Genomic DNA, 18930 nt, shown 5'->3' on the forward strand with positions numbered 1-18930 from the left:
CGTATATTGTTAGTACTCAATTCGCTACAGAAATTTAGATATGTAACTAACTAAAGTGTATTAAAATGATAAATAGGGAACCCTAAGACTATTTTTCATATTGTTGATAGCATTCGTATAATGAGAATAGAAGTGGCTATGTGTATGCAATACTGTAGGAATGAGATTGCTGTAGTTGCAACCTAAACAGAAATACGCCTTATATTTTTTCAGAAAAAATAGCATCCTGTTTAGAAAACAATTTTGATAGTGAAAAATTTGTAAAAATTGATATCTTTGATTCTCTCCCCACGGTCTCCGAAGCTTTAGCGTAGGATACCCACGATCACCAAAAAACCACATGCACAGAAGCTCCAAGCTGTCGTGCGCTAATTATTTTAACTGCAATGTGGAATTCCGCAATGCGATGTACTTTAACACTTTTACATTTACAAAACTAAAACCAACACTTATAAATACAACGCAATAAAAAAAGAATACAACCCACTTAAAGCTTTGCTGAAATAAAAACGCAAAAAATTAAATCCCCATTTAAAATTGTTTTACTGAATAACAAAAATTAAAAACTAGTATGATGAAAAAATGTGTATTTAAACCGCTCCTTTTGGCTGTTCTATTCCTATTGATTAGCGTGCCAATTTCAGCACAGGTAATTAAGCTTAAAGCAACAGGTATTTCGATGCGCTACGAGCTAGATAACGGACAATGGACAGAATGGGATCCTATTTCAGAAACTAACGATTTAATTACGCTAAATCTAGATACCAATAAAATAACCATTCGGGCAAAACAAGATATGGTGTACACCATTTCTGGCGATGAAGACATAGAAACCACCGAAAATGGCGAAGAAAGCCTGGCTTTCTATTGCGTAGACAACAACGATAAAATCTGTAGAATAAAATACATAAAAGCACTAACCGCCAAAGAGCAAAGTAAGTTCACCGTTTCATACGTGGGCTATAAGTATACGTATAATGTGGATGTGGTGAAGTAGGTGAAAATTGCTTTCCACCTTTGTAGTAGTAGCTCCTTGTTTTGTTAGATTAATATTAATTCTATATTTGAATAAAGAATATATTCTGTCTCAGTGTGAAATTTTGCAATGAGGCGGAATTGTATTTTTTAATGGTAGAAGACATAAAAACACCACCAAAACTACTAGCTAAACATCTAACCAAGATTTTAAATTACCAATGTCAGAAAACGAAAAACAACAAAACCTTAAACAAACCCTTTGGAATATTGCCAACGACCTACGTGGCAATATGGATGCAGACGATTTTAGAGATTATATACTAGGCTTTATTTTTTACAAATATCTAAGCCGAAAAATGAGTAGCTACGCAAATGTTATTTTAGAGCCGGATGACTTAAATTACGATACGGTTGAAACACATAAAGATGCCGAAGCTTTGCTAGAAGCAATTAGATATGAAGCTTTAGATAAGCTAGGCTATTTTTTAAAACCCAGCGAACTATTTAGCGAACTTGCAAGACGTGGCAACGCTGGTGGTAAAAACAATTTTATATTGGGCGATCTTGCCAATGTACTAACAAGCATTGAGCAAAGTACTATGGGTAGCGAAAGTGAAGACGATTTTGGTAATCTCTTCGAAGACCTCGATTTAACGAGCAGTAAACTAGGGAAAACAGAAGACGCCAAAAACGAACTAATCGTAAAAGTGCTTACCCATTTAGAAAATATTGACTTTGACTTAGAAAACAGCGACAGCGATATTCTAGGCGATGCCTACGAGTATTTAATTGGGCAATTTGCAAGCGGCGCAGGCAAAAAGGCAGGCGAGTTTTACACCCCACAACAAGTTTCAAAAGTATTGGCAAAACTGGTTACAACCAATAAAACCAAATTGCAAAGCGTGTACGATCCCACCTGTGGTTCTGGCTCGCTATTGTTACGTGTTGCCAAAGAAGTAAAAGAAGTAGGTGAATTTTTTGGACAAGAAAGCAATCCAACCACCTATAACTTGTGCCGTATGAATATGATAATGCACAACGTACACTACAAACGCTTTGATATTTATAACGAAGACACCCTAGTAAACCCAAGCCCAAACCATATAGACAAACGTTTTGAAGCCATTGTAGCCAATCCGCCATTTTCGGCTAATTGGAGTGCTAGCCCTTTGTTTATGAGCGACGATCGATTTTCGGCTTATGGTAAACTTGCGCCAAAAAGCAAAGCAGATTTCGCCTTTGTACAGCATATGGTGCATCAATTAGATGAAAACGGAACTATGGCGTGTGTATTACCGCACGGTGTATTGTTTCGTGGCGCAGCAGAAGGACACATTCGTAAATTTTTGATAAAAGATAAAAACTACCTAGATGCCATTATTGGCTTACCTGCAAACATATTTTTTGGCACCAGCATTCCTACTTGTATTTTGGTGCTCAAAAAAGATAGAAATAGCAATGCGGAGCGCAGTAAAAACATATTGTTTATAGATGCTAGCCAACATTTTGAAAAAGTAAAAACTCAAAATGTATTGCAGGAGGCACATATAGAAAAAATTGTGAACACCTACCGCACCTACGGCAACGGCAATTTTACCGAAGAAGCAACTGACAAATACAGTTACGTTGCCACCCTAGCCGAGGTTAAAGAAAACGATTACAACCTAAACATACCGCGCTATGTAGATACTTTTGAAGAAGTAGAACCTATAGATTTAAGCAAAATAGTAGCAGATTTAAAAGAAGTTGCTGCCCAAACTCAGAGCACGGATGCTGTCATTGCAGATTTTTGTAAGCAGTTAAACATAGAAACTCCTTTTTAATGGCAGCTGAAACCGAAACATCACAGGTTTGCTTCGTGCTTCGCAAAGCAAAACAACAAACACCCCAATTGCGCTTTCCTGAGTTTGAAGGGGAATGGGAAGAGAATTTATTAAAATCTAAAATTTCATCTATCGATTCTGGATGGAGTCCACAATGCGAAGATTATCCTTCAATTGAAAATGAGTGGGGAGTTTTAAAAACAACCGCTGTTGTTTGGGAAGGATTCAATCAAAATGCAAATAAAAAATTACCATTAAAACTAAAACCAAGACCAGATTTGCAGGTATTGAAAAATGATATACTAATAACAAGAGCTGGTCCAACAAGTAGAGTAGGAGTTCCAGTGCATATTAATGAAGTTCGTCCAAAATTGATGCTTTCTGATAAGTTGATTCGATTGAAAGTTAATGAAAATAGCTCAAGTTTATTTTTAGCAATTTCATTAGGAAATAGAGCAGCGCAAAAACAATTAGTCAGTAAATCGAGTGGATTAGCAGAATCTCAAACAAATATTTCACAGAAAATTTTATTAAAAACTAAACTAAATCTCCCCACCCTCCCAGAACAACAAAAAATAGCAAATTTCCTAACAGCGGTAGATACCAAACTACAGCAACTAAGCACCAAAAAAGAACTACTGGAACAATACAAAAAAGGGGTAATGCAGCAGCTTTTTAGCCAGCAATTGCGGTTTAAAGATGATAATGGGAGTGATTTTGGGGATTGGGAGGAGAAGAGGTTGGGGGATGTTTGTGAAATGACTTCTAGTAAAAGAGTGTATTTAGAGGATTATGTACAAGAAGGAATACCATTTTACAGAGGAAAAGAAATATCAGAATTGAGAATAAATCAAGAGCCATCTGATATATTATTTATAACGAGAGAACGCTATGAAGATTTTAAAGCTAAATATGGAGTCCCAATTAAAAACGATATCTTAATAACAGCAGTTGGAACCCTAGGTAACGTTTTAAGAATAAAAGATGAAAGTGAATTTTATTTTAAAGATGGAAATTTAATATGGTTGAGAAAAATAACTGAGAATTCTAAATTTCTAGAAATTTTATTAGAATGGGAAACTAAGGAATTAATTAAAACCTCAATTGGCTCGACTCAAAAAGCTCTGACTATGGTTGAATTGAGAAAATTGAAGTTTAATTTTCCCTCGCTTAAAGAGCAACAAAAAATAGCCAGTTATTTAAGTGCGCTAGATGCAAAAATAGACGGGGTACAAACGCAACTAGAAAAAACGCAGCATTTTAAAAAGGGGTTGTTGCAGGGGATGTTTGTTTAACTAATAAAATTTATGGCTTACTCTGAAACTATATATAAACAGAATACAATGCTTAAAAGTGTAAAAACTTTAGTTGAGCATCAAAAACAAATTACTAAAATTAAAGGTGAGTCGTTTAACATTTATAATATACTCAACTTAAAAACAAATGAGGTAAGAACACATTCTGCATTTATTGGAGAATTATTGAATCCACAGGGTACGCATTTAATGGGTTCGGTTTTTCTAAAAGCATTTCTTGAAATTTTACCAAATATTGAATATAAAAATCATTTAGACCTTAAAACAGCCGAGGTCTTTATTGAATATAATGTTGGTCTCATAAATAAAGACTTAAAGACAGGTGGTAGGATTGATATTTTAATTAATGATGTAACGAACAAAACTATTTCCATTGAAAACAAAATAGATGCAGGAGACCAAGAATTCCAAGTTGAAAGGTATTGTAATTTTAATAAAGATAAAAACAAGGTGATTTATTTGTCAAAAGATGGTAAAGAACCTGATATAACAAGTAAAGGAAAGTTGCAAAAGGATATAAATTATCAATTAATAAGTTATCAAGTAGAGATAATTAATTGGCTTCAGGTTTGTCAAAGGTTATCTTATGACCAGCCTTTACTTAGAGAAAGTATAAAGCAGTACCGCATATTAATTCAACAACTAACAAAAACATTAGATAATAAAGAAGATATGGAGCTGTCAGAAATTGTAAAGAGTAATTTAGAGGAAGCATCACTTATTGCTTCAAAGTATCATCAGATTGTAAATAAACTTAAATCGAAATTTAGAGATCGCGTTTTAGAAATTTTAAATAATAAAAATTTAGGGTATAATATAACAAAACAGGATATTAGTAAAAAACACTCTAATTTATGGTTTTATAGCAAAGAGTTGGAAGTTTCTAAGAAAGTGTGGTTTGGAGCCGAAAGCTTCAGTGGTGTGGGACATAAAGACGGTATTTTGTTTGTTGGTATTTTTGATAAAAATAATTCCATAGCCAGTAGACAGGATTTTATTTCAATTAATAAACAATGGATACATTATCAACCTGTAATTTTTAAAAATCAAATAATTAATTTATCAGACATCTCATTTTTAAATAAATTAAATGAGCAAGAAACGTTAGAATTAGCAGCAGAAAGCGCAGCACAACAAATTAAAACTTTTATTAAAGAGCATCGTTTTTTGTTGGAAAATAAATAACCAATAAAACCACAAAACGGCGGTAATTGGGCTAGGAAAATAGCTTTACTAGAAAGTATTAATCCAAATTGAAACGATTTGTTTAATGACCTTTAAATTATGACCAAACAATCTGAACTTCAATTAGAAAATAAGCTCATCAAACAGTTAATTAGTTTGGGTTATAAGAATGTTGTTATTTCAGATGGTGATGCGTTACTATCTAATTTAAAAACGCAGTTAGAGACATTTAACAAAATAGTTTTTAATACTAGAGAATTTGAAACTATTTTAAATCATTTAGCCAAAGGCAATGTGTTTGAAAAAGCGAAAACCTTACGCGATCGTTTCAACATAACGAGAGATAACGGCGATAGCTTTTATGTTCGCTTTTTTAATAAAGAAGATTGGGCAAGAAACCTATTTCAAGTAACCAACCAAATAGCCCAAGAAGGCACCTATAAAAATAGGTACGATATTACGATTTTAGTAAATGGTTTGCCCTTGGTGCAAATAGAGCTAAAACGTAGGGGATTAGAAATAAAGGAAGCATTTAACCAGATTAACAGATATCAACGACATTCATTTTGGTCTAATAACGGTTTGTTTCAGTATGTGCAATTGTTTGTAATAAGCAATGGCGCAAATACAAAGTATCTTGCCAATAATAAGTTGCAATCTGTAAAGCAAACCTTCTTTTGGGCAGACCAAAACAATAAAAACATCACAGATTTAACGGACTTTGCAACTGCGTTTTTAAACCCAAACCACTTGGGTAAAATGATTGCCAAATATATAGTGCATAGCCAAACCCATAAAATATTAATGGTGTTGCGCCCCTATCAATTTTACGCCACAGAACACATAGTAAACCAAGTTGCCACGAGTAATAAGAATGGTTATATATGGCACACCACAGGCTCTGGTAAAACCTTAACATCGTTTAAAGCTAGCCAGCTTATAATGGATTTGCCAGAGGTACACAAAGTAGTATTTGTGGTAGATAGAAAAGATCTGGATTACCAAACCATGCTAGAGTTTAATAGCTTTAAAAAGGATAGCGTAGATGTTACAAACAATACACAGTCGCTAGTTACTCAATTAACAGATGATTCTAAATTGGTATTAACCACAATTCAGAAACTGAACAATGCCATTTCTAAAATACATTACGAGAAAAGCTTAAAGCATTTACAAGATAGAAAAGTTGTCTTTATTTTTGATGAATGCCACAGAAGTCAGTTTGGGAATACTCATCAAAAGATTACTGAGTATTTTAAAAGCAGTCAGCTTTTCGGTTTTACAGGAACGCCTATTTTTAGGGACAATGCTTCAAAGAATGATTTGGGAAAACGCACTACCAAAGATTTGTTTGGAAAGTGCTTGCATAAATATGTAATTACAGATGCTATTAGAGATCAAAATGTGTTACGTTTTGGAATAGAATACATCGGTAGGTACAAGCAAAAAAGCAACACGTTTATTGACATTGAAGTAGAAGATATAGACACTGCTGAGGTGTATGCAGACGAAAAGCGTTTAGAAAAAATTGCAGATTACATAATTGCCTATCACAGTAAGAAAACGTTTAGCAAGGATTATTCAGCCTTGTTCGCAGTTAGTAATATTGATACCCTAATTAAATATTATGACATCTTTAAACGCAAAAAAGAAGCAGGCGATCACAATTTGCGCATAGCCACTATATTTTCTTACGGAACCAATGAAGACGATGAAGACGCACAGGATTTTATGCCAGATAATGATTTTTATGTAGCAGGTGAACCAGATAAAAGCTACAAAACAAGTCATACCCGCGACAAGCTAGACGAATATATTGTTGATTATAATGCAATGTATAATACTAGTTTTTCAACAAAAGACAGTCAGCAGTTTGAAAACTATTTTAAAGACATAAGCAAGCGTTTAAAGGAACGTGAAAAACCAACTTTTCAAGATAAAGATAGGTTGGATATTGTACTAGTAGTAAATATGATGCTTACTGGTTTTGATGCAAAAAAGGTAAATACTTTATACGTAGATAAAAATCTAAAATATCACGGTCTAATACAGGCATACTCTAGAACAAACAGAATTTTAGGGGAGCAGAAATCGCAAGGAAATATTTTATGCTTCAGAAACCTTAAAAAGGCAACAGACGAGGCTATTACATTGTTTTCTAACAAAGAAGCAATTGAAGAAATAATACTACCGCCTTATGAGTCAATTGCCGAAAAATTTGATGAAGCATTAAAAAACCTATTAAAAATTGCGCCAACCTACCAAAGTGTTGATGATCTGCAAAGTGAAGAAGATGAATTAAAATTTGTAAAAGCCTTTAGAAGCTTATTGCGCGCAAAAAATGTGTTAGAATCTTACACAGATTTTGAATGGTCAGCTTTAGAGATAGATGAGCAAACCTTTGAAAATTATCAAAGCAAATATTTAGATTTATATGATAAAGTAAAACAGGATAACGCAAAACATAAAACCTCTATACTTGACGATATAGATTTTGAGCTAGAATTAATACATCACGACGAGATTAATGTAGCCTATATTTTACAATTATTAGCAAAACTAAAAGATGCTAAAACAACAGATGCCAAGGCACAGAAAAAGGCAATTATAGAAATGCTTTCTGGCGATATAGAGCTGCGTAGTAAGCGCGAACTTATTGAAAAATTTATTGAAGAAAATCTGCCTTATATTAGTGATGTGGATAATATTCAAGATGAGTTCGAACGCTTTTGGCACGACGAAAAAATAATCTCATTATCAAAAATATGCGAAGAAGAAAATCTAGACAAAGCACAATTTAGAGCTTTAATAGAAAGCTACACAACCTTCGGCCGGGAACCTTTACGCGATGATATCTTTAAATGCTTAGACAACAGACCAAGTATATTAAAAGCAAGAGAAGTTGGAGAGCGTATTTTAGATAAAATGAAAGAGTTCGTTCAGGTTTTTGTGCAAGGGATGACTGGATAAGTTAATGTCAGGGTGAGCGCAGTCGAAACCCTTGGTGCTAACAAAACTAAAAAGGATCGTAAGGACTATAAAGCTGAGGATGAGGAATTGCGTATGGTTGCGGAAAATGATAATTTTAAATAAATTAAATAATGAGATTAGCTGCTATATTTTTACCCAAAAATAGTTTGCCTTATATTTTTGGTGATGATCATAACGGACAAACTATTAATTTAGGAGGTAAGTTTTTTTACTCTTTTTCAGAGGATGATCAGCAAATTATTAATATTGACATAGTAAGAGAGAATGAAAATTTTATCAATAAATTTTGGGGTGAAGATATTTCCTTAATAAGTGCAATTGTAGGGCGTAATGGTGCTGGAAAAACAAGCTTGTTGCGAGCTATAAACAATAAAGCAGATAAAGGCCATGTTGCTTCAGTTTATATATATGAAACGGAAACAGGAACAATAAAAGGTTGTAATGAAACAGAAAAAAAAATTAATTCTTCCAGAAATATTGAATGGGTAGAAAATAATAAATTAGAGATAGAAAAACAGTTTTATTCTCCTGTACTTGATTATGATTTAAAAGACACATCTTCATCACTTGCATTAGTAAACTATTTAAACGGAACCGTTGAGGATTATTATTTAGATTCATTAGTAAGAAATGTAATCCTACTTAATGATCCAATAATAACATTGCTAAAAAAATCATATAACGATTTTCCTTCCTACGAAGAATATTACATATCAGCTAAAGGGCACCGTCAATCCTTTTTTCAAGAAACTTATGCCACAGCAAACTTTGCAAATCCAAATAAAGGCGATGTTGTAAAAAATCATATAACCGGAGATATAGTCCGTTTGGAAAGCGAGAAATCTGAAGAATTTTCAAAGCGTGATATACTAGATTTGTTAAATAATTATAAGGGCATAATTGATAGCGGAAGTTTTAACTCTCTTTTTAACTCACTCTGGGACTTAGATGAATATAAATTTAAAAACGATGCAGGATTAATACACGAATCAAAAAATTTTATTAAAGATGTCGAAATAACATTGCTCAGTTATATACTACTTGGAGCAATTTTCCCCCAGACAGGGTTAGCGGGTAAAACTGACTTTAATGAGGTTTTAAATTCGCATGGATTTGAGGATAAGTTGAATAAGTTCTTAGATCTTTATTTAAGTAGTGAATATGGTGCCTTAACAGATAAAATCACAAACACTTTGGGATATATATCTGTAGATAATCAGGATAAAATATTAGACATTATCAATACAGATACCTGGAGTAAATTTGGAGGGGTTGATATGGTAAATGTCAGAGACAGAATGAAGAAGCATGTCCTAATGTTTTCTGACATTTTAGATTTTTACAAATTTCTATCTTCGTTAATTTATAATAAGAGTTTAAATTTTAATGCGGGGACTTTAACATATAACATTAAGAAACATCCAATAGAAATTTTTGATAAATTAATATTTAAGTATAAAAAGGTTCTTCAAGCATTTCAGTATATACCGACCAAAATTTCAATTTTAGAATTCAGAAGTAACAAAAAATTATCTTATGGTGAGAAAGCTTTAATTGAATTTTATGCCTCAATTAATAACTATTTGGAAAAGGTTAAAGGAAGAGAACATCAATGTTTTGAAAATTATCTTCTTTTATTGGACGAACCAGAACTAGGCTATCACCCACTATGGAAAAAGAAATTTGTTAAAGCAATATCTAGAACATTTCCAGTCATTTTTTCTAAAATTCAGCCATATAAATTTGATTTTATAACTAAAAAGGATTTGAAATCCACAAAAAGTAAGCCTAATGTTCAAGTGATATTTTCAACTCATGACCCTCTTACCTTATCAGATATACCTAATAGTAATATTATATATTTGAATAAAGATGATGTTGGAAACACCACGGTTTTAAATAATGAGCTTACTCACAAAAAATCATTCGGAGCTAATGTCCACGACTTATTTGCGGATAGCTTTTTTCTTCAAAATGGTTTTATGGGAGAGTTTGCAGAGGATACAATTAAAGAATTAATAATATATCTTAAGGTTATAGTTACTGATGATCCTAGAGATGCTATGGATGAACTCGTCCTTACCAGAAACTGGGATAAGCATTTGGCGCAGAAAGTTATTGATATTGTCGACGAACCTATTATAAAAGAAAGGCTACAAAACCTTTTTGATAAAAAATTCCTCTTAAATAATAAAGCAGCGCTATTATTAAAACAAATAGAAATTGAGTTAGCCCTTAAAAAATTAAATAATGCGGAAAATTAAAATTGATAAAAACTTAAAGGAGGAGGTGGCGGTATTTAATAAGTCCTTATTTGTAGAAACAAGAAAATCCGACTTTATTCATCCTCTTACTAAACTCAAGCAACTTAAAGGGAAAATCAATCAACAGAAATATGTTGATTATAGAAAATACATTCAAAAAATTATTGACAATTACCAGGATCTTTTGAATGCTACTCCCGAAGAAATGATAAATTTCATTAAAGAATTTGATTCTATATTAATCCAAAGTAGAGTATCAAAAAATGTTTCTAGGTCTAAATTGAAGTTTCATGAATTAGTTGTGGAAGCCATGCGTTATGAGGATTTGAGAGATAAGGAGTTTCCTAAATATCTTCTAAAATCGAATATAAAAACTTGTGTTTATTGTAATGCCCAATCAGCGATAGTAATTGAGCCAAAATATTACGATAAAGAAAAAAGAAAAAGGAAAAAAAATATATTAGCAAAATTGCAATTGGACCATTACCATCCAAAATCGAAATATCCTTTTTTGTCAACTTCTTTTTTTAATCTTTATCCTACCTGCGCAAATTGTAATCTTGCCAAAGGCAAAGACCGTGCAGTTTTTGAGCTTTATACATTGTCTGATGATGTTGATAGTTTCAATTTTTGGATTGATGATAATTCAATATTGGAATATTGGATAAACAAAAATTTAGATCACTTGAAAATAAGTTTACAATCCAAAGATGGCAATATTTCATTACTGCATAATCATATTGATCTTTTTCAAATTCAAAAAATTTATGAAAAGCAAATTGATATAGTTGAAGAGTTGGTTATAAAAGCAAATGCAAATCCACAAAGTTATAGAGATATGCTCAGTAAAAGTTTAAATAGTATTTTTCCTGATCCTTCAATTGTTGATAGAGTGATTATTGGCAATTACAGCAAACCCGAAGAAACATTTAAAAGACCATTTGCAAAATTAACACAAGACATTGCCAGACAACTCAAATTGATTTAAAAAAATTATTATGCCAATTCCAAAACACGATGAAATCCGCATTCCTGCTTTAAAACTACTTAAGGAAAAAGGAACACTAAAATTAAAAGATTTTGTAGAGCTTCTTGCTACTTACTTTCAACTAACAGAAGAAGAAGTGTCTGAAATCTATCCTTCTGGTAACGGGCATATATTCTATGACCGTGTTACTTGGGCTCTCAGTTATTTACATATGGCAGCTCTAGTAGATAAACCCAATAGAGGCTATTACCAGATTAGTGTAAGCGGGGTAAAAATGCTAGAAACTCCAGATAAAGTCCACATTTACATTGACAAAAAAGTTAGCGAAAGAGAGCCAAACAAAGCAACAGCCAAAAAGGAAGAATCACTCCCTGATAAAAATGAAAGCTCAAATGATACGCCGGCAGAGAAACTATACATTTCATTCGAGAAAATAAAAGCAGCTCGTAAAAGTGAGATCCTTGATACTATTTTAAGAAAGTCACCTTATGATTTTGAGAAATTGGTAGTTCGTCTTTTGCAGCGTATGGGGTATGGTGGCGAAATAAAAGATTCTGGTTTAGTTACAAGCGCCACCAATGATGGCGGAATAGATGGAATAATAAAGGAAGATGTGCTTGGCTTAGGTCGTATTCATATACAAGCCAAACGCTATGCTTTAAAAAATGGCATTGGCAGGGATGAGGTTCAGAAATTTGCTGGCGCCCTTTTAGGGGCTCCTGTGAGCAAAGGAGTTTTTATAACAACATCTTATTTCTCACCGGGTTCACTTGCCTACGTAAAGAACCTTAATACTGCCGCAACTATCATTCTTATTGACGGCGACCAACTTGCAGAATATATGTATGATTATGGTTTGGGAATGCAAATAGAGCAAACCGTAGAGCTTAAAAAGCTCGACACAGATTTTTGGGATGCTATGACAGATGAGAATTAATGGAAGACTGGAATCAAATAAAAAATGGCATTCAATCTGAACTTGCGGCTATTTCCAAAGTATTAGAGAAAGTAGAAATAAAAGAACCTAAAAGTAGTTTCGAAGTCTGTATCAAGGAGTTGTTCTCTTCAGATACTTCGAATTTAAAAATAAAAGTTAAGGATTATTTCAGCGTTTTTGATAAAGAAGTCATTTATACAGTGGGGTTAAAAGGATGCGATGATTATGATGTTATAAATACAGCTTTTGTAAAAGCAAAAAGCTCAAAAAAAGGCGGGAAAGCATATAGCAAAAATAACAATGTTAAAAGTGGAATCCTTTATGTAGGTAGTAGCCAATCTAAGTATCTAGCTACTCGTATGAGAAATCATCTAGGTATAGGGTCGCAAACAGTTTATTCTATGCATTTAAAAGAATGGCTACCTAAGGAATTGAATTGTACTATTGAAATCAGAGTATTTACAGTGCTTATACAAGAAAACGATATTCAGATTGTAAAAATGCTAGAACTTGCTGAACAGGATTTATGGGATGCTTATAAACCATTATTTGGTAAGAGAAGTGGATTGCTTTAAATCATAAGTCTATAAAAATAATTATCAATTATGAATAATCTGCAAAACGTATACAAGACTATTAAATATAGAAGTTCTCAATTTAAAAGAAATGGAGAGGAGTGGAAAAAAGAATTGTCATCAGCGAAAAATTACGTGCCAACACCAGATCTTAAACATTGGGCATTTGCCAAAAGCGCAGGATTTGATAATGAATATTTTAATGGTGGAGGTGGAGCAGCTAAAAAATGGTTTATTTCACGGGGTTTTATTAATGTTTTAAGTCTACCGGCAAGTGACTTTAAGAAAGATATCATTTCAAAGTTTTACGATTGGGGTAACAAAATTGAAAGTTTCGATATAATTGGAAAGTTCGAAAGAGATCAAAACAAGAATCAAAATTTTGAATTACTTGTTCCTGCTACTACAGTACCAAAGAAATTATTACCACTAACTTTTATAGAATCATCGCAAGACATTTTCGACGAGGGATTTAAAGCGCAAATAGTACGCGAGGTTTCAAAACGAGATAGAAAATTAATTTCTCAAGCAAAGAAGCATTATGGTGCAAAGTGTTCCGTATGTCAATTTGATTTTGGTCAAATTTATGGTCAATATGGAGTAGGGTTTATTGAAATACATCATTTAATACCTATTGCAGATGGTCCTAGAAAATCTAAATTAGAAGATGTCAGACCAGTATGTTCTAATTGTCATCGAATGTTACATCGTGGCTCATCTATGTTGGAGATTGACGAGCTAAAGGATATTATCGAAAAAGCAAAAAGGAATAATAGTAAAGGAAAATAAAATGATAATTATCCTCTCTGTTATAATAGTAATTCTCCTAATTGTAATCTATTTTCTATACACCCAAAATAGGGCGCAAAACTTTAAGTCGAATGATAATGAAATTGCTGAAGAAGAAGAAGAAAAGGAAATAGATTACCAATCTTTTGAATCTACTTATTATGTTTTAAAAGGGAACATAATATCAAAAAAGATAGCAATCAAAATTGTAAATGCTGTACTTAAACGAAATGCGTTATCAAAAGCAAATACCCGTTTTTCAAATTTAAATAAGGCTAAACCCATTTGGTGGTTTGATATTCCGCAAATAAAATTTACAGAAGAACTTCATTTATTACTAGCAAAAGAGGAAGGCTTTATTTGGATAAAAATCCCCAAAGGAGTTGTAACTGATGTAAGTAAAGTTTTCCGCATACGAGATGATAATGGACTTGTTGAAATAAAAATTTCATCAGAGGCAGGAGTTTATTATTTAAGAGATATTGCTAGTGGAGCAAGTGGCTTCAATTTTGAGCAATATATTCAAAAGGAGTTTGATTAATACCCAACACATAGAATCAAATTTAGTCCCATTCCCTTAGGCAAGTTTATACAAAATACCTCTAAGATATCAATCAAAACCAATCCGATCTCTAATAGTTCCATCCTCCCTATGAATTATAACATCGGCTTTGTGTTTTTTGGCTATTCGTTTCGCTTTAGTAATGGCTGTACTTTGTTTACGGTGTTTGGAAGTAATGCGTTTATTACCCTCACGCCTTACTGCCCAATCCCCCTCATAAGGTACCACGTGTTGGTGCCAGGTTCTGGGTGTAGCGTTGCTTCGCGAACTTTCAAAAATAACTTTAATTATTTCCAGAAATGCTTTTAACCAAGATTTGCCATTTGCCATAAATCGTAAATTACTTGTTCCGAAGATACTGTTTTTAATAGATAGCGATATCTGGATGCGCATTAACAAGCCTAAGCCATTAAAGAAATACTAAATAGACACTCAAACTAATGGTTTAAAAGCATTATGTATTCCTAATACAATCTCGCTTTCCAGAACTCCCGTGTGTACAATTCATCCTATTAACCATATTAGAAACTTTTCTTAAAGGCTATTACTTTAGCGCTGCTCCGGTGTAAATTCGTAGTTACAACAAACAAACTGAACACTATGAAAAAGCTTAAAATAGTATCTGCAGCGGGATTATTAGCCTTGCTTACCGCTTGCGGACCAACGCAAACAACTACAACAACAGAATCTGAAACCTCAAATAGGGGTAGAGTTAATACAGAAGTAACTACTAAAAGTTCCAGTACTACGGCACCTCAACGTGTTGTCACGGGAAGCAGAACTGTGGCGCCCACAATGTCCAAATCAGAGATTGAAAATGCTGAGGTTGCATATAATACCAAAATGCAAAAAATGTATACCGACTTAAAGCTGAGCGACGATCAAATAAGTCGTTTCGAAAAAGAGTGGAGAACCGAAGTTGCCGCTTGGAAAACAAACAACCGCTCAAAAACAATGAACAACTTTGAGCGCACAGAATACCAAGATAGAATTTTAAAAGACGTGCTAAACGACGCACAATTTAAGGAATACCAACAATGGGCACGCGATAATGCAGGGAAGAGAGAAGAGTAATCTTACCTATGTTATAATCAAATTTGCAATCTATATATTGTAAAAATCGTACAGATTAAGTAATAAAAAACCACAATTCGCTAATAGTATGCGCATTGTGGTTTTTTATTGTAGAGCGGGAAGATTATATAAAAAGATGTGTTGCCTTATGCACCAATCCTGCAAATGCGCTTACGCTAACGTAATGCGAAAAGCCTTTCTATATTTTAGATTAGTCGTTTGTTTCGAAAAGCAATCCCTGAACCTGACTTTAAATACCGTTCAAGATCATACGCTATTTGCTTGTTTGCGAAGAGTGAGAGATGTTCAAGTTGTACAGGAAGTTTATCTTTAGTAAAAGAAACCTCACCTTTTTTTGTGCAGCAAGCCTATTGCTAATATTGGTTGTGTATCCTGTGTAATACTTACCATTAGCGCATTTAAGAATATATACAGCGAAGGGAAGTTCCATAATTTAAAATTTTATAATTATGGGGAGTTGTATAAAATTAGAAAACAATTTTTAATTCTTATAAGAATTAACATTGAAAAATCACCCCTTTAACAAAGCTTAGTAGTGCGCAATGCCAAAATCTATTCATTTCAAAATTAAGTGGATCCGCATCCACCGACTGCGTGCGCCAAAGCTTTAGCGGAGGTGCAAGCCCTCAAACGGCATTAATGATAAGTTTCCTAAATTTAAAAAGCCCTCCTTCGCTTTGCTGAAATACGCAAAGCTTCGGAGGGCGAAGGTGGAGCCGGAGGGATTCGAACCCTCGTCCAAACAAGCAATTATACTGCCTTCTACATGTTTAGTTTTCATTTAGATTTTCGTGAGATTGCCGGTCGAAAACTACCAACGCACTCCTTATCTTTACTTGAGCTTCACGATGCCATCAAAGCACTAGCATCGCTAGGTTTACTTTTACGAAGCCACTAAATCAACCGCCGCAAACCAAGGCCGTTGAGTGACTTCCTGCTTGCCCACCTTGTGGGCCGAGGCACATCCTACTGTAATTCGGATTATGCAGCTAGGGCGTAGTTGTTCTCGCCGTTTAAAAAGTGTGAAATATGATATTTACGAGCTATATCCCAGCGCTCGACATGCTTACAATACAATTAGACCCGCTGTCAAAACCAGTCGGCCCCTTTTTTTCTTTAGTAATCAGTGTTCAGTGGCAGAAAGCTGTCTCACGTCTCACGTTTAAAGAAGCGCAAAGATACATGAAAAACCCTATCTTTACCTTCGCTTTAAATCTATTCAATAAAAATACCATATGCCAATAACCTTTGCAATTATCAAAGAACGCAAAAGCCCGCCAGATCGTCGCGTAGTTTTATCTCCAGAAAAATGCCAAGAAGTCATAAAAGTACATCCTGAGGCCACTATAATTGTGGAAAGTTCAGATATCCGTATTTTTCCCGATGAAGCATATAGAAAGGCAGGTTTTAAAGTGGTGGAGGATATTACAGATGCAGATGTAATGTTTGGTGTAAAGGAAGTGCCGATTGAAGCATTAATTCCCAATAAGAAATACTTCTATTTTAGTCATACTCTTAAAAAGCAGCCGTACAATCGAAACTTGTTGGAGGCTATGCTCAATAATAAGATTGAAATGTTTGACCACGAAACGATCGTGAATAAAGCGAATCGCCGTTTAATTGGTTTTGGTTATTACGCAGGTTTAGTAGGTGCATATAATGGTTTTAGATGTTTGGGATTGCGCGATAAATTATTCGAACTACCAAAAGTTGAAATCCTTCCCGACTTGACAGCTGCAAAAGCTGAATTAGATAAAATAACCATTCCCAACATTAAAATTATCTTATCTGGAACAGGAAAGGTAACAAGAGGCGCAAAGGAGATTTTAGATCATTTAAAGATTAAAGAAGTTACCGATGCTAAATATCTTTCAAAAGAATTTAACGAGCCCGTTTATTGCCTAATAGACGTTTCTGAATACAACAAACGTAAAGACGGCGGTGCTTTTAGCAAGCGTGAATTTTATAAGGATCCTTCGGTTTACGAAAGCGATTTTATGAAATATGCCAAAGTGAGCGATATGTTTATTACAGGTCACTTTTACGGCAACGGAGCGCCTTATCTATTTACACGAGAAGATGCAAAACAGCCTGATTTCAAAATAAACTTAGTTGCAGATGTTTCTTGCGACGTAGATGGACCTATTGCCTGTACTTTGCGAGCCTCTACCATTGCCAATCCTTTTTACGGATACGATCCAAAAACTGAAAGCGAAACTGCTTTTGATGCTCCCGGCGCTATTGCAGTAATGGCGGTAGATAATTTGCCTTGCGAATTGCCGAAAGACGCCAGTATAGGTTTTGGAGAGATGTTTTTGGACCACGTTATTCCCGCATTCTTTAATGGAGATAAAAGTGGAATTTTAGAACGTGCACAAATGACAACTTCAGATGGAAATCTTACCCCTCGATTTTCATACTTACAGGATTATGTAGATACTGGCGAATAGCTATTAACTAATGCGAACATTACCAATATTTGATATTTAAAGAGCCCAAAAAATTAACCGCATTAATTACAGGAGCCGCCTCAGGCCTTGGTTTTGAACTTGCGCTACTTTTGGCGATAGATGGTTACAACCTAATTTTGGTAGATGTTGATACTGAAAAATTACAGCACTCAAAACAGGCGATTTTAAATGCCCATTATTGTGAAATCTATCTGTATTCCTATGATTTAAGTAGAAGCAACGCGGCCAATGAAATATTTGAGGTTCTGGAGGGCGCATCAATAGATGTACTGATTAACAATGCTGGCTTTGGCGTTTTTGGCAGCTTTAACGATACTGATTGGGTTCGTGAAGCCGAAATGCTGAACCTTCACGTTATGACCACCACACATTTAACAAAACTCGTTTTAAAAGGAATGGTGGATCGAGGGAAGGGTAAAATTTTGAATATTTCCTCACTTGCGGGATTTCAGCCCGGGCCGTTAATGTCGGTATATTATGCTTCCAAAGCCTATATTCTTTCTTTTTCCGAAGCCATTGCGAATGAACTTAAAGGCACTGGGGTTACTGTTACCTGCCTGTGTCCAGGGCAAACAAAAACCTGTTTTCAGGAGGTGGTATCAAATGGGGTGGGCACTTCAGATTCTGAAAACAAAATCAATTTCAATATGGCTTGCCCAACGGTCGTTGCCGAATACGGTTATAAAGCCATGCAAAAAGGGAAGGTTGTTGCCGTGCCCGGCACACTTAATAAATTACTCTCAAAACTTCCGCGTTTTGTTTCCAGACGTACTGCTACCGCGGTTATAAGGCGTATTCAGGAAAAGAATAGAAAGGTATAGAATGAATGTTTAGTTTTTAATAAAACGCATTCTTTAATGGAGATAAAAGCGGAATTTCAGACCGTGCGCAAATGACTAACTCAGAAGGAAAACTGACGGAAATATTTAGCTATTTACAAGAGTATGTAAACACTT

The 18930-nt window shown here is 34.2% G+C and carries 16 protein-coding genes and 1 other RNA gene; 14 read left to right on the top strand and 3 right to left on the bottom strand.

Annotation, left to right across the window (positions count from 1 at the left end; genetic code table 11):
• Positions 1–604: 604 nt before the first annotated feature.
• The 11 genes from AC3RVG_RS11030 to AC3RVG_RS11080 all read left to right on the top strand — a co-directional run bounded on the left by AC3RVG_RS11030 (position 605) and on the right by AC3RVG_RS11080 (position 14387).
• Positions 605–997 carry a hypothetical protein gene (locus AC3RVG_RS11030; RefSeq protein ID WP_489691516.1) on the top strand — a complete coding sequence of 131 codons (393 nt, stop codon included), beginning with the start codon at positions 605–607 and terminating at the stop codon, positions 995–997.
• Positions 998–1196: 199 nt separating this feature from the next.
• Positions 1197–2801, top strand: coding sequence for a type I restriction-modification system subunit M (locus AC3RVG_RS11035; RefSeq protein WP_489691517.1), 1605 nt, complete (start codon positions 1197–1199; stop codon positions 2799–2801).
• The gene (locus AC3RVG_RS11040) at positions 2801–4096 is read left to right on the top strand and encodes a restriction endonuclease subunit S (RefSeq protein WP_489691518.1); all 1296 of its coding nucleotides are present in this window, start codon (positions 2801–2803) and stop codon (positions 4094–4096) included. Before AC3RVG_RS11035 ends, AC3RVG_RS11040 begins: the two co-directional genes overlap by 1 nt.
• A 12-nt stretch (positions 4097–4108) precedes the next feature.
• Positions 4109–5302 carry a PDDEXK-like family protein gene (locus AC3RVG_RS11045; RefSeq protein ID WP_489691519.1) on the top strand — a complete coding sequence of 398 codons (1194 nt, stop codon included), beginning with the start codon at positions 4109–4111 and terminating at the stop codon, positions 5300–5302.
• Positions 5303–5401: 99 nt separating this feature from the next.
• Positions 5402–8272: a type I restriction endonuclease subunit R gene (locus AC3RVG_RS11050; protein ID WP_489691520.1), complete on the top strand. Its 2871-nt coding sequence runs from the start codon at positions 5402–5404 to the stop codon at positions 8270–8272.
• A gap of 131 nt (positions 8273–8403) precedes the next feature.
• Positions 8404–10557 (top strand): AAA family ATPase, encoded by a 2154-nt coding sequence (locus AC3RVG_RS11055; RefSeq protein ID WP_489691521.1) that lies wholly within the window; start codon positions 8404–8406, stop codon positions 10555–10557.
• A complete protein-coding gene (locus AC3RVG_RS11060; protein WP_489691522.1) occupies positions 10544–11545 on the top strand; it encodes an HNH endonuclease in 1002 nt (333 codons plus the stop codon). Before AC3RVG_RS11055 ends, AC3RVG_RS11060 begins: the two co-directional genes overlap by 14 nt.
• Positions 11546–11555: 10 nt before the next feature.
• Positions 11556–12482 carry a restriction endonuclease gene (locus tag AC3RVG_RS11065; protein ID WP_489691523.1) on the top strand — a complete coding sequence of 309 codons (927 nt, stop codon included), beginning with the start codon at positions 11556–11558 and terminating at the stop codon, positions 12480–12482.
• Positions 12482–13057, top strand: coding sequence for a hypothetical protein (locus AC3RVG_RS11070; RefSeq protein WP_489691524.1), 576 nt, complete (start codon positions 12482–12484; stop codon positions 13055–13057). Before AC3RVG_RS11065 ends, AC3RVG_RS11070 begins: the two co-directional genes overlap by 1 nt.
• Before the next feature lie 30 nt (positions 13058–13087).
• Positions 13088–13846, top strand: a complete 759-nt coding sequence (locus AC3RVG_RS11075) for an HNH endonuclease (protein ID WP_489691525.1) — start codon at positions 13088–13090, stop codon at positions 13844–13846.
• 1 nt (position 13847) lies between these two features.
• The gene (locus AC3RVG_RS11080) at positions 13848–14387 is read left to right on the top strand and encodes a hypothetical protein (RefSeq protein WP_489691526.1); all 540 of its coding nucleotides are present in this window, start codon (positions 13848–13850) and stop codon (positions 14385–14387) included.
• A 69-nt stretch (positions 14388–14456) separates the two neighbouring features.
• On the opposite strand, the gene AC3RVG_RS11085 is transcribed toward AC3RVG_RS11080, so the two are convergent.
• The gene (locus tag AC3RVG_RS11085) at positions 14457–14738 is read right to left on the bottom strand and encodes a DUF2188 domain-containing protein (RefSeq protein WP_489691603.1); all 282 of its coding nucleotides are present in this window, start codon (positions 14736–14738) and stop codon (positions 14457–14459) included.
• A gap of 270 nt (positions 14739–15008) precedes the next feature.
• Here AC3RVG_RS11085 and AC3RVG_RS11090 point away from each other — a divergent pair, with 270 nt between their 5' ends.
• Positions 15009–15482, top strand: a complete 474-nt coding sequence (locus tag AC3RVG_RS11090) for a hypothetical protein (RefSeq protein ID WP_489691527.1) — start codon at positions 15009–15011, stop codon at positions 15480–15482.
• A 274-nt stretch (positions 15483–15756) separates the two neighbouring features.
• Here the strand turns inward: AC3RVG_RS11090 and AC3RVG_RS11095 are convergent, their stop codons facing one another.
• On the bottom strand, positions 15757–15933 hold the full coding sequence (locus AC3RVG_RS11095) for a GIY-YIG nuclease family protein (protein WP_489691528.1): 177 nt from the start codon (positions 15931–15933) through the stop codon (positions 15757–15759).
• 278 nt (positions 15934–16211) lie between these two features.
• Positions 16212–16610, bottom strand: a transfer-messenger RNA (tmRNA) gene (ssrA, locus tag AC3RVG_RS11100).
• Positions 16611–16744: 134 nt separating this feature from the next.
• Here ssrA and AC3RVG_RS11105 point away from each other — a divergent pair.
• The gene (locus AC3RVG_RS11105) at positions 16745–17953 is read left to right on the top strand and encodes an NAD(P)-dependent oxidoreductase (protein ID WP_489691604.1); all 1209 of its coding nucleotides are present in this window, start codon (positions 16745–16747) and stop codon (positions 17951–17953) included.
• A gap of 29 nt (positions 17954–17982) precedes the next feature.
• Positions 17983–18795 (top strand): SDR family NAD(P)-dependent oxidoreductase, encoded by an 813-nt coding sequence (locus tag AC3RVG_RS11110; RefSeq protein ID WP_489691529.1) that lies wholly within the window; start codon positions 17983–17985, stop codon positions 18793–18795.
• Positions 18796–18930 lie beyond the last annotated feature (135 nt).

This window comes from Aequorivita sp. IT1282 (assembly GCF_058068205.1).

Excerpts from the sequence above, each read along its gene's own strand:
- AC3RVG_RS11035 (WP_489691517.1), top strand. The coding sequence starts at position 1,197 with ATGTCAGAAAACGAAAAACAACAAAACCTTAAACAAACCCTTTGGAAT.
- AC3RVG_RS11040 (WP_489691518.1), top strand. The coding sequence starts at position 2,801 with ATGGCAGCTGAAACCGAAACATCACAGGTTTGCTTCGTGCTTCGCAAA.
- AC3RVG_RS11045 (WP_489691519.1), top strand. The coding sequence starts at position 4,109 with ATGGCTTACTCTGAAACTATATATAAACAGAATACAATGCTTAAAAGT.
- AC3RVG_RS11050 (WP_489691520.1), top strand. The coding sequence starts at position 5,402 with ATGACCAAACAATCTGAACTTCAATTAGAAAATAAGCTCATCAAACAG.
- AC3RVG_RS11055 (WP_489691521.1), top strand. The coding sequence starts at position 8,404 with ATGAGATTAGCTGCTATATTTTTACCCAAAAATAGTTTGCCTTATATT.
- AC3RVG_RS11060 (WP_489691522.1), top strand. The coding sequence starts at position 10,544 with ATGCGGAAAATTAAAATTGATAAAAACTTAAAGGAGGAGGTGGCGGTA.
- AC3RVG_RS11065 (WP_489691523.1), top strand. The coding sequence starts at position 11,556 with ATGCCAATTCCAAAACACGATGAAATCCGCATTCCTGCTTTAAAACTA.
- AC3RVG_RS11070 (WP_489691524.1), top strand. The coding sequence starts at position 12,482 with ATGGAAGACTGGAATCAAATAAAAAATGGCATTCAATCTGAACTTGCG.
- AC3RVG_RS11075 (WP_489691525.1), top strand. The coding sequence starts at position 13,088 with ATGAATAATCTGCAAAACGTATACAAGACTATTAAATATAGAAGTTCT.
- AC3RVG_RS11080 (WP_489691526.1), top strand. The coding sequence starts at position 13,848 with ATGATAATTATCCTCTCTGTTATAATAGTAATTCTCCTAATTGTAATC.
- AC3RVG_RS11085 (WP_489691603.1), bottom strand. The coding sequence starts at position 14,738 with ATGGCAAATGGCAAATCTTGGTTAAAAGCATTTCTGGAAATAATTAAA.
- AC3RVG_RS11090 (WP_489691527.1), top strand. The coding sequence starts at position 15,009 with ATGAAAAAGCTTAAAATAGTATCTGCAGCGGGATTATTAGCCTTGCTT.
- AC3RVG_RS11095 (WP_489691528.1), bottom strand. The coding sequence starts at position 15,933 with ATGGAACTTCCCTTCGCTGTATATATTCTTAAATGCGCTAATGGTAAG.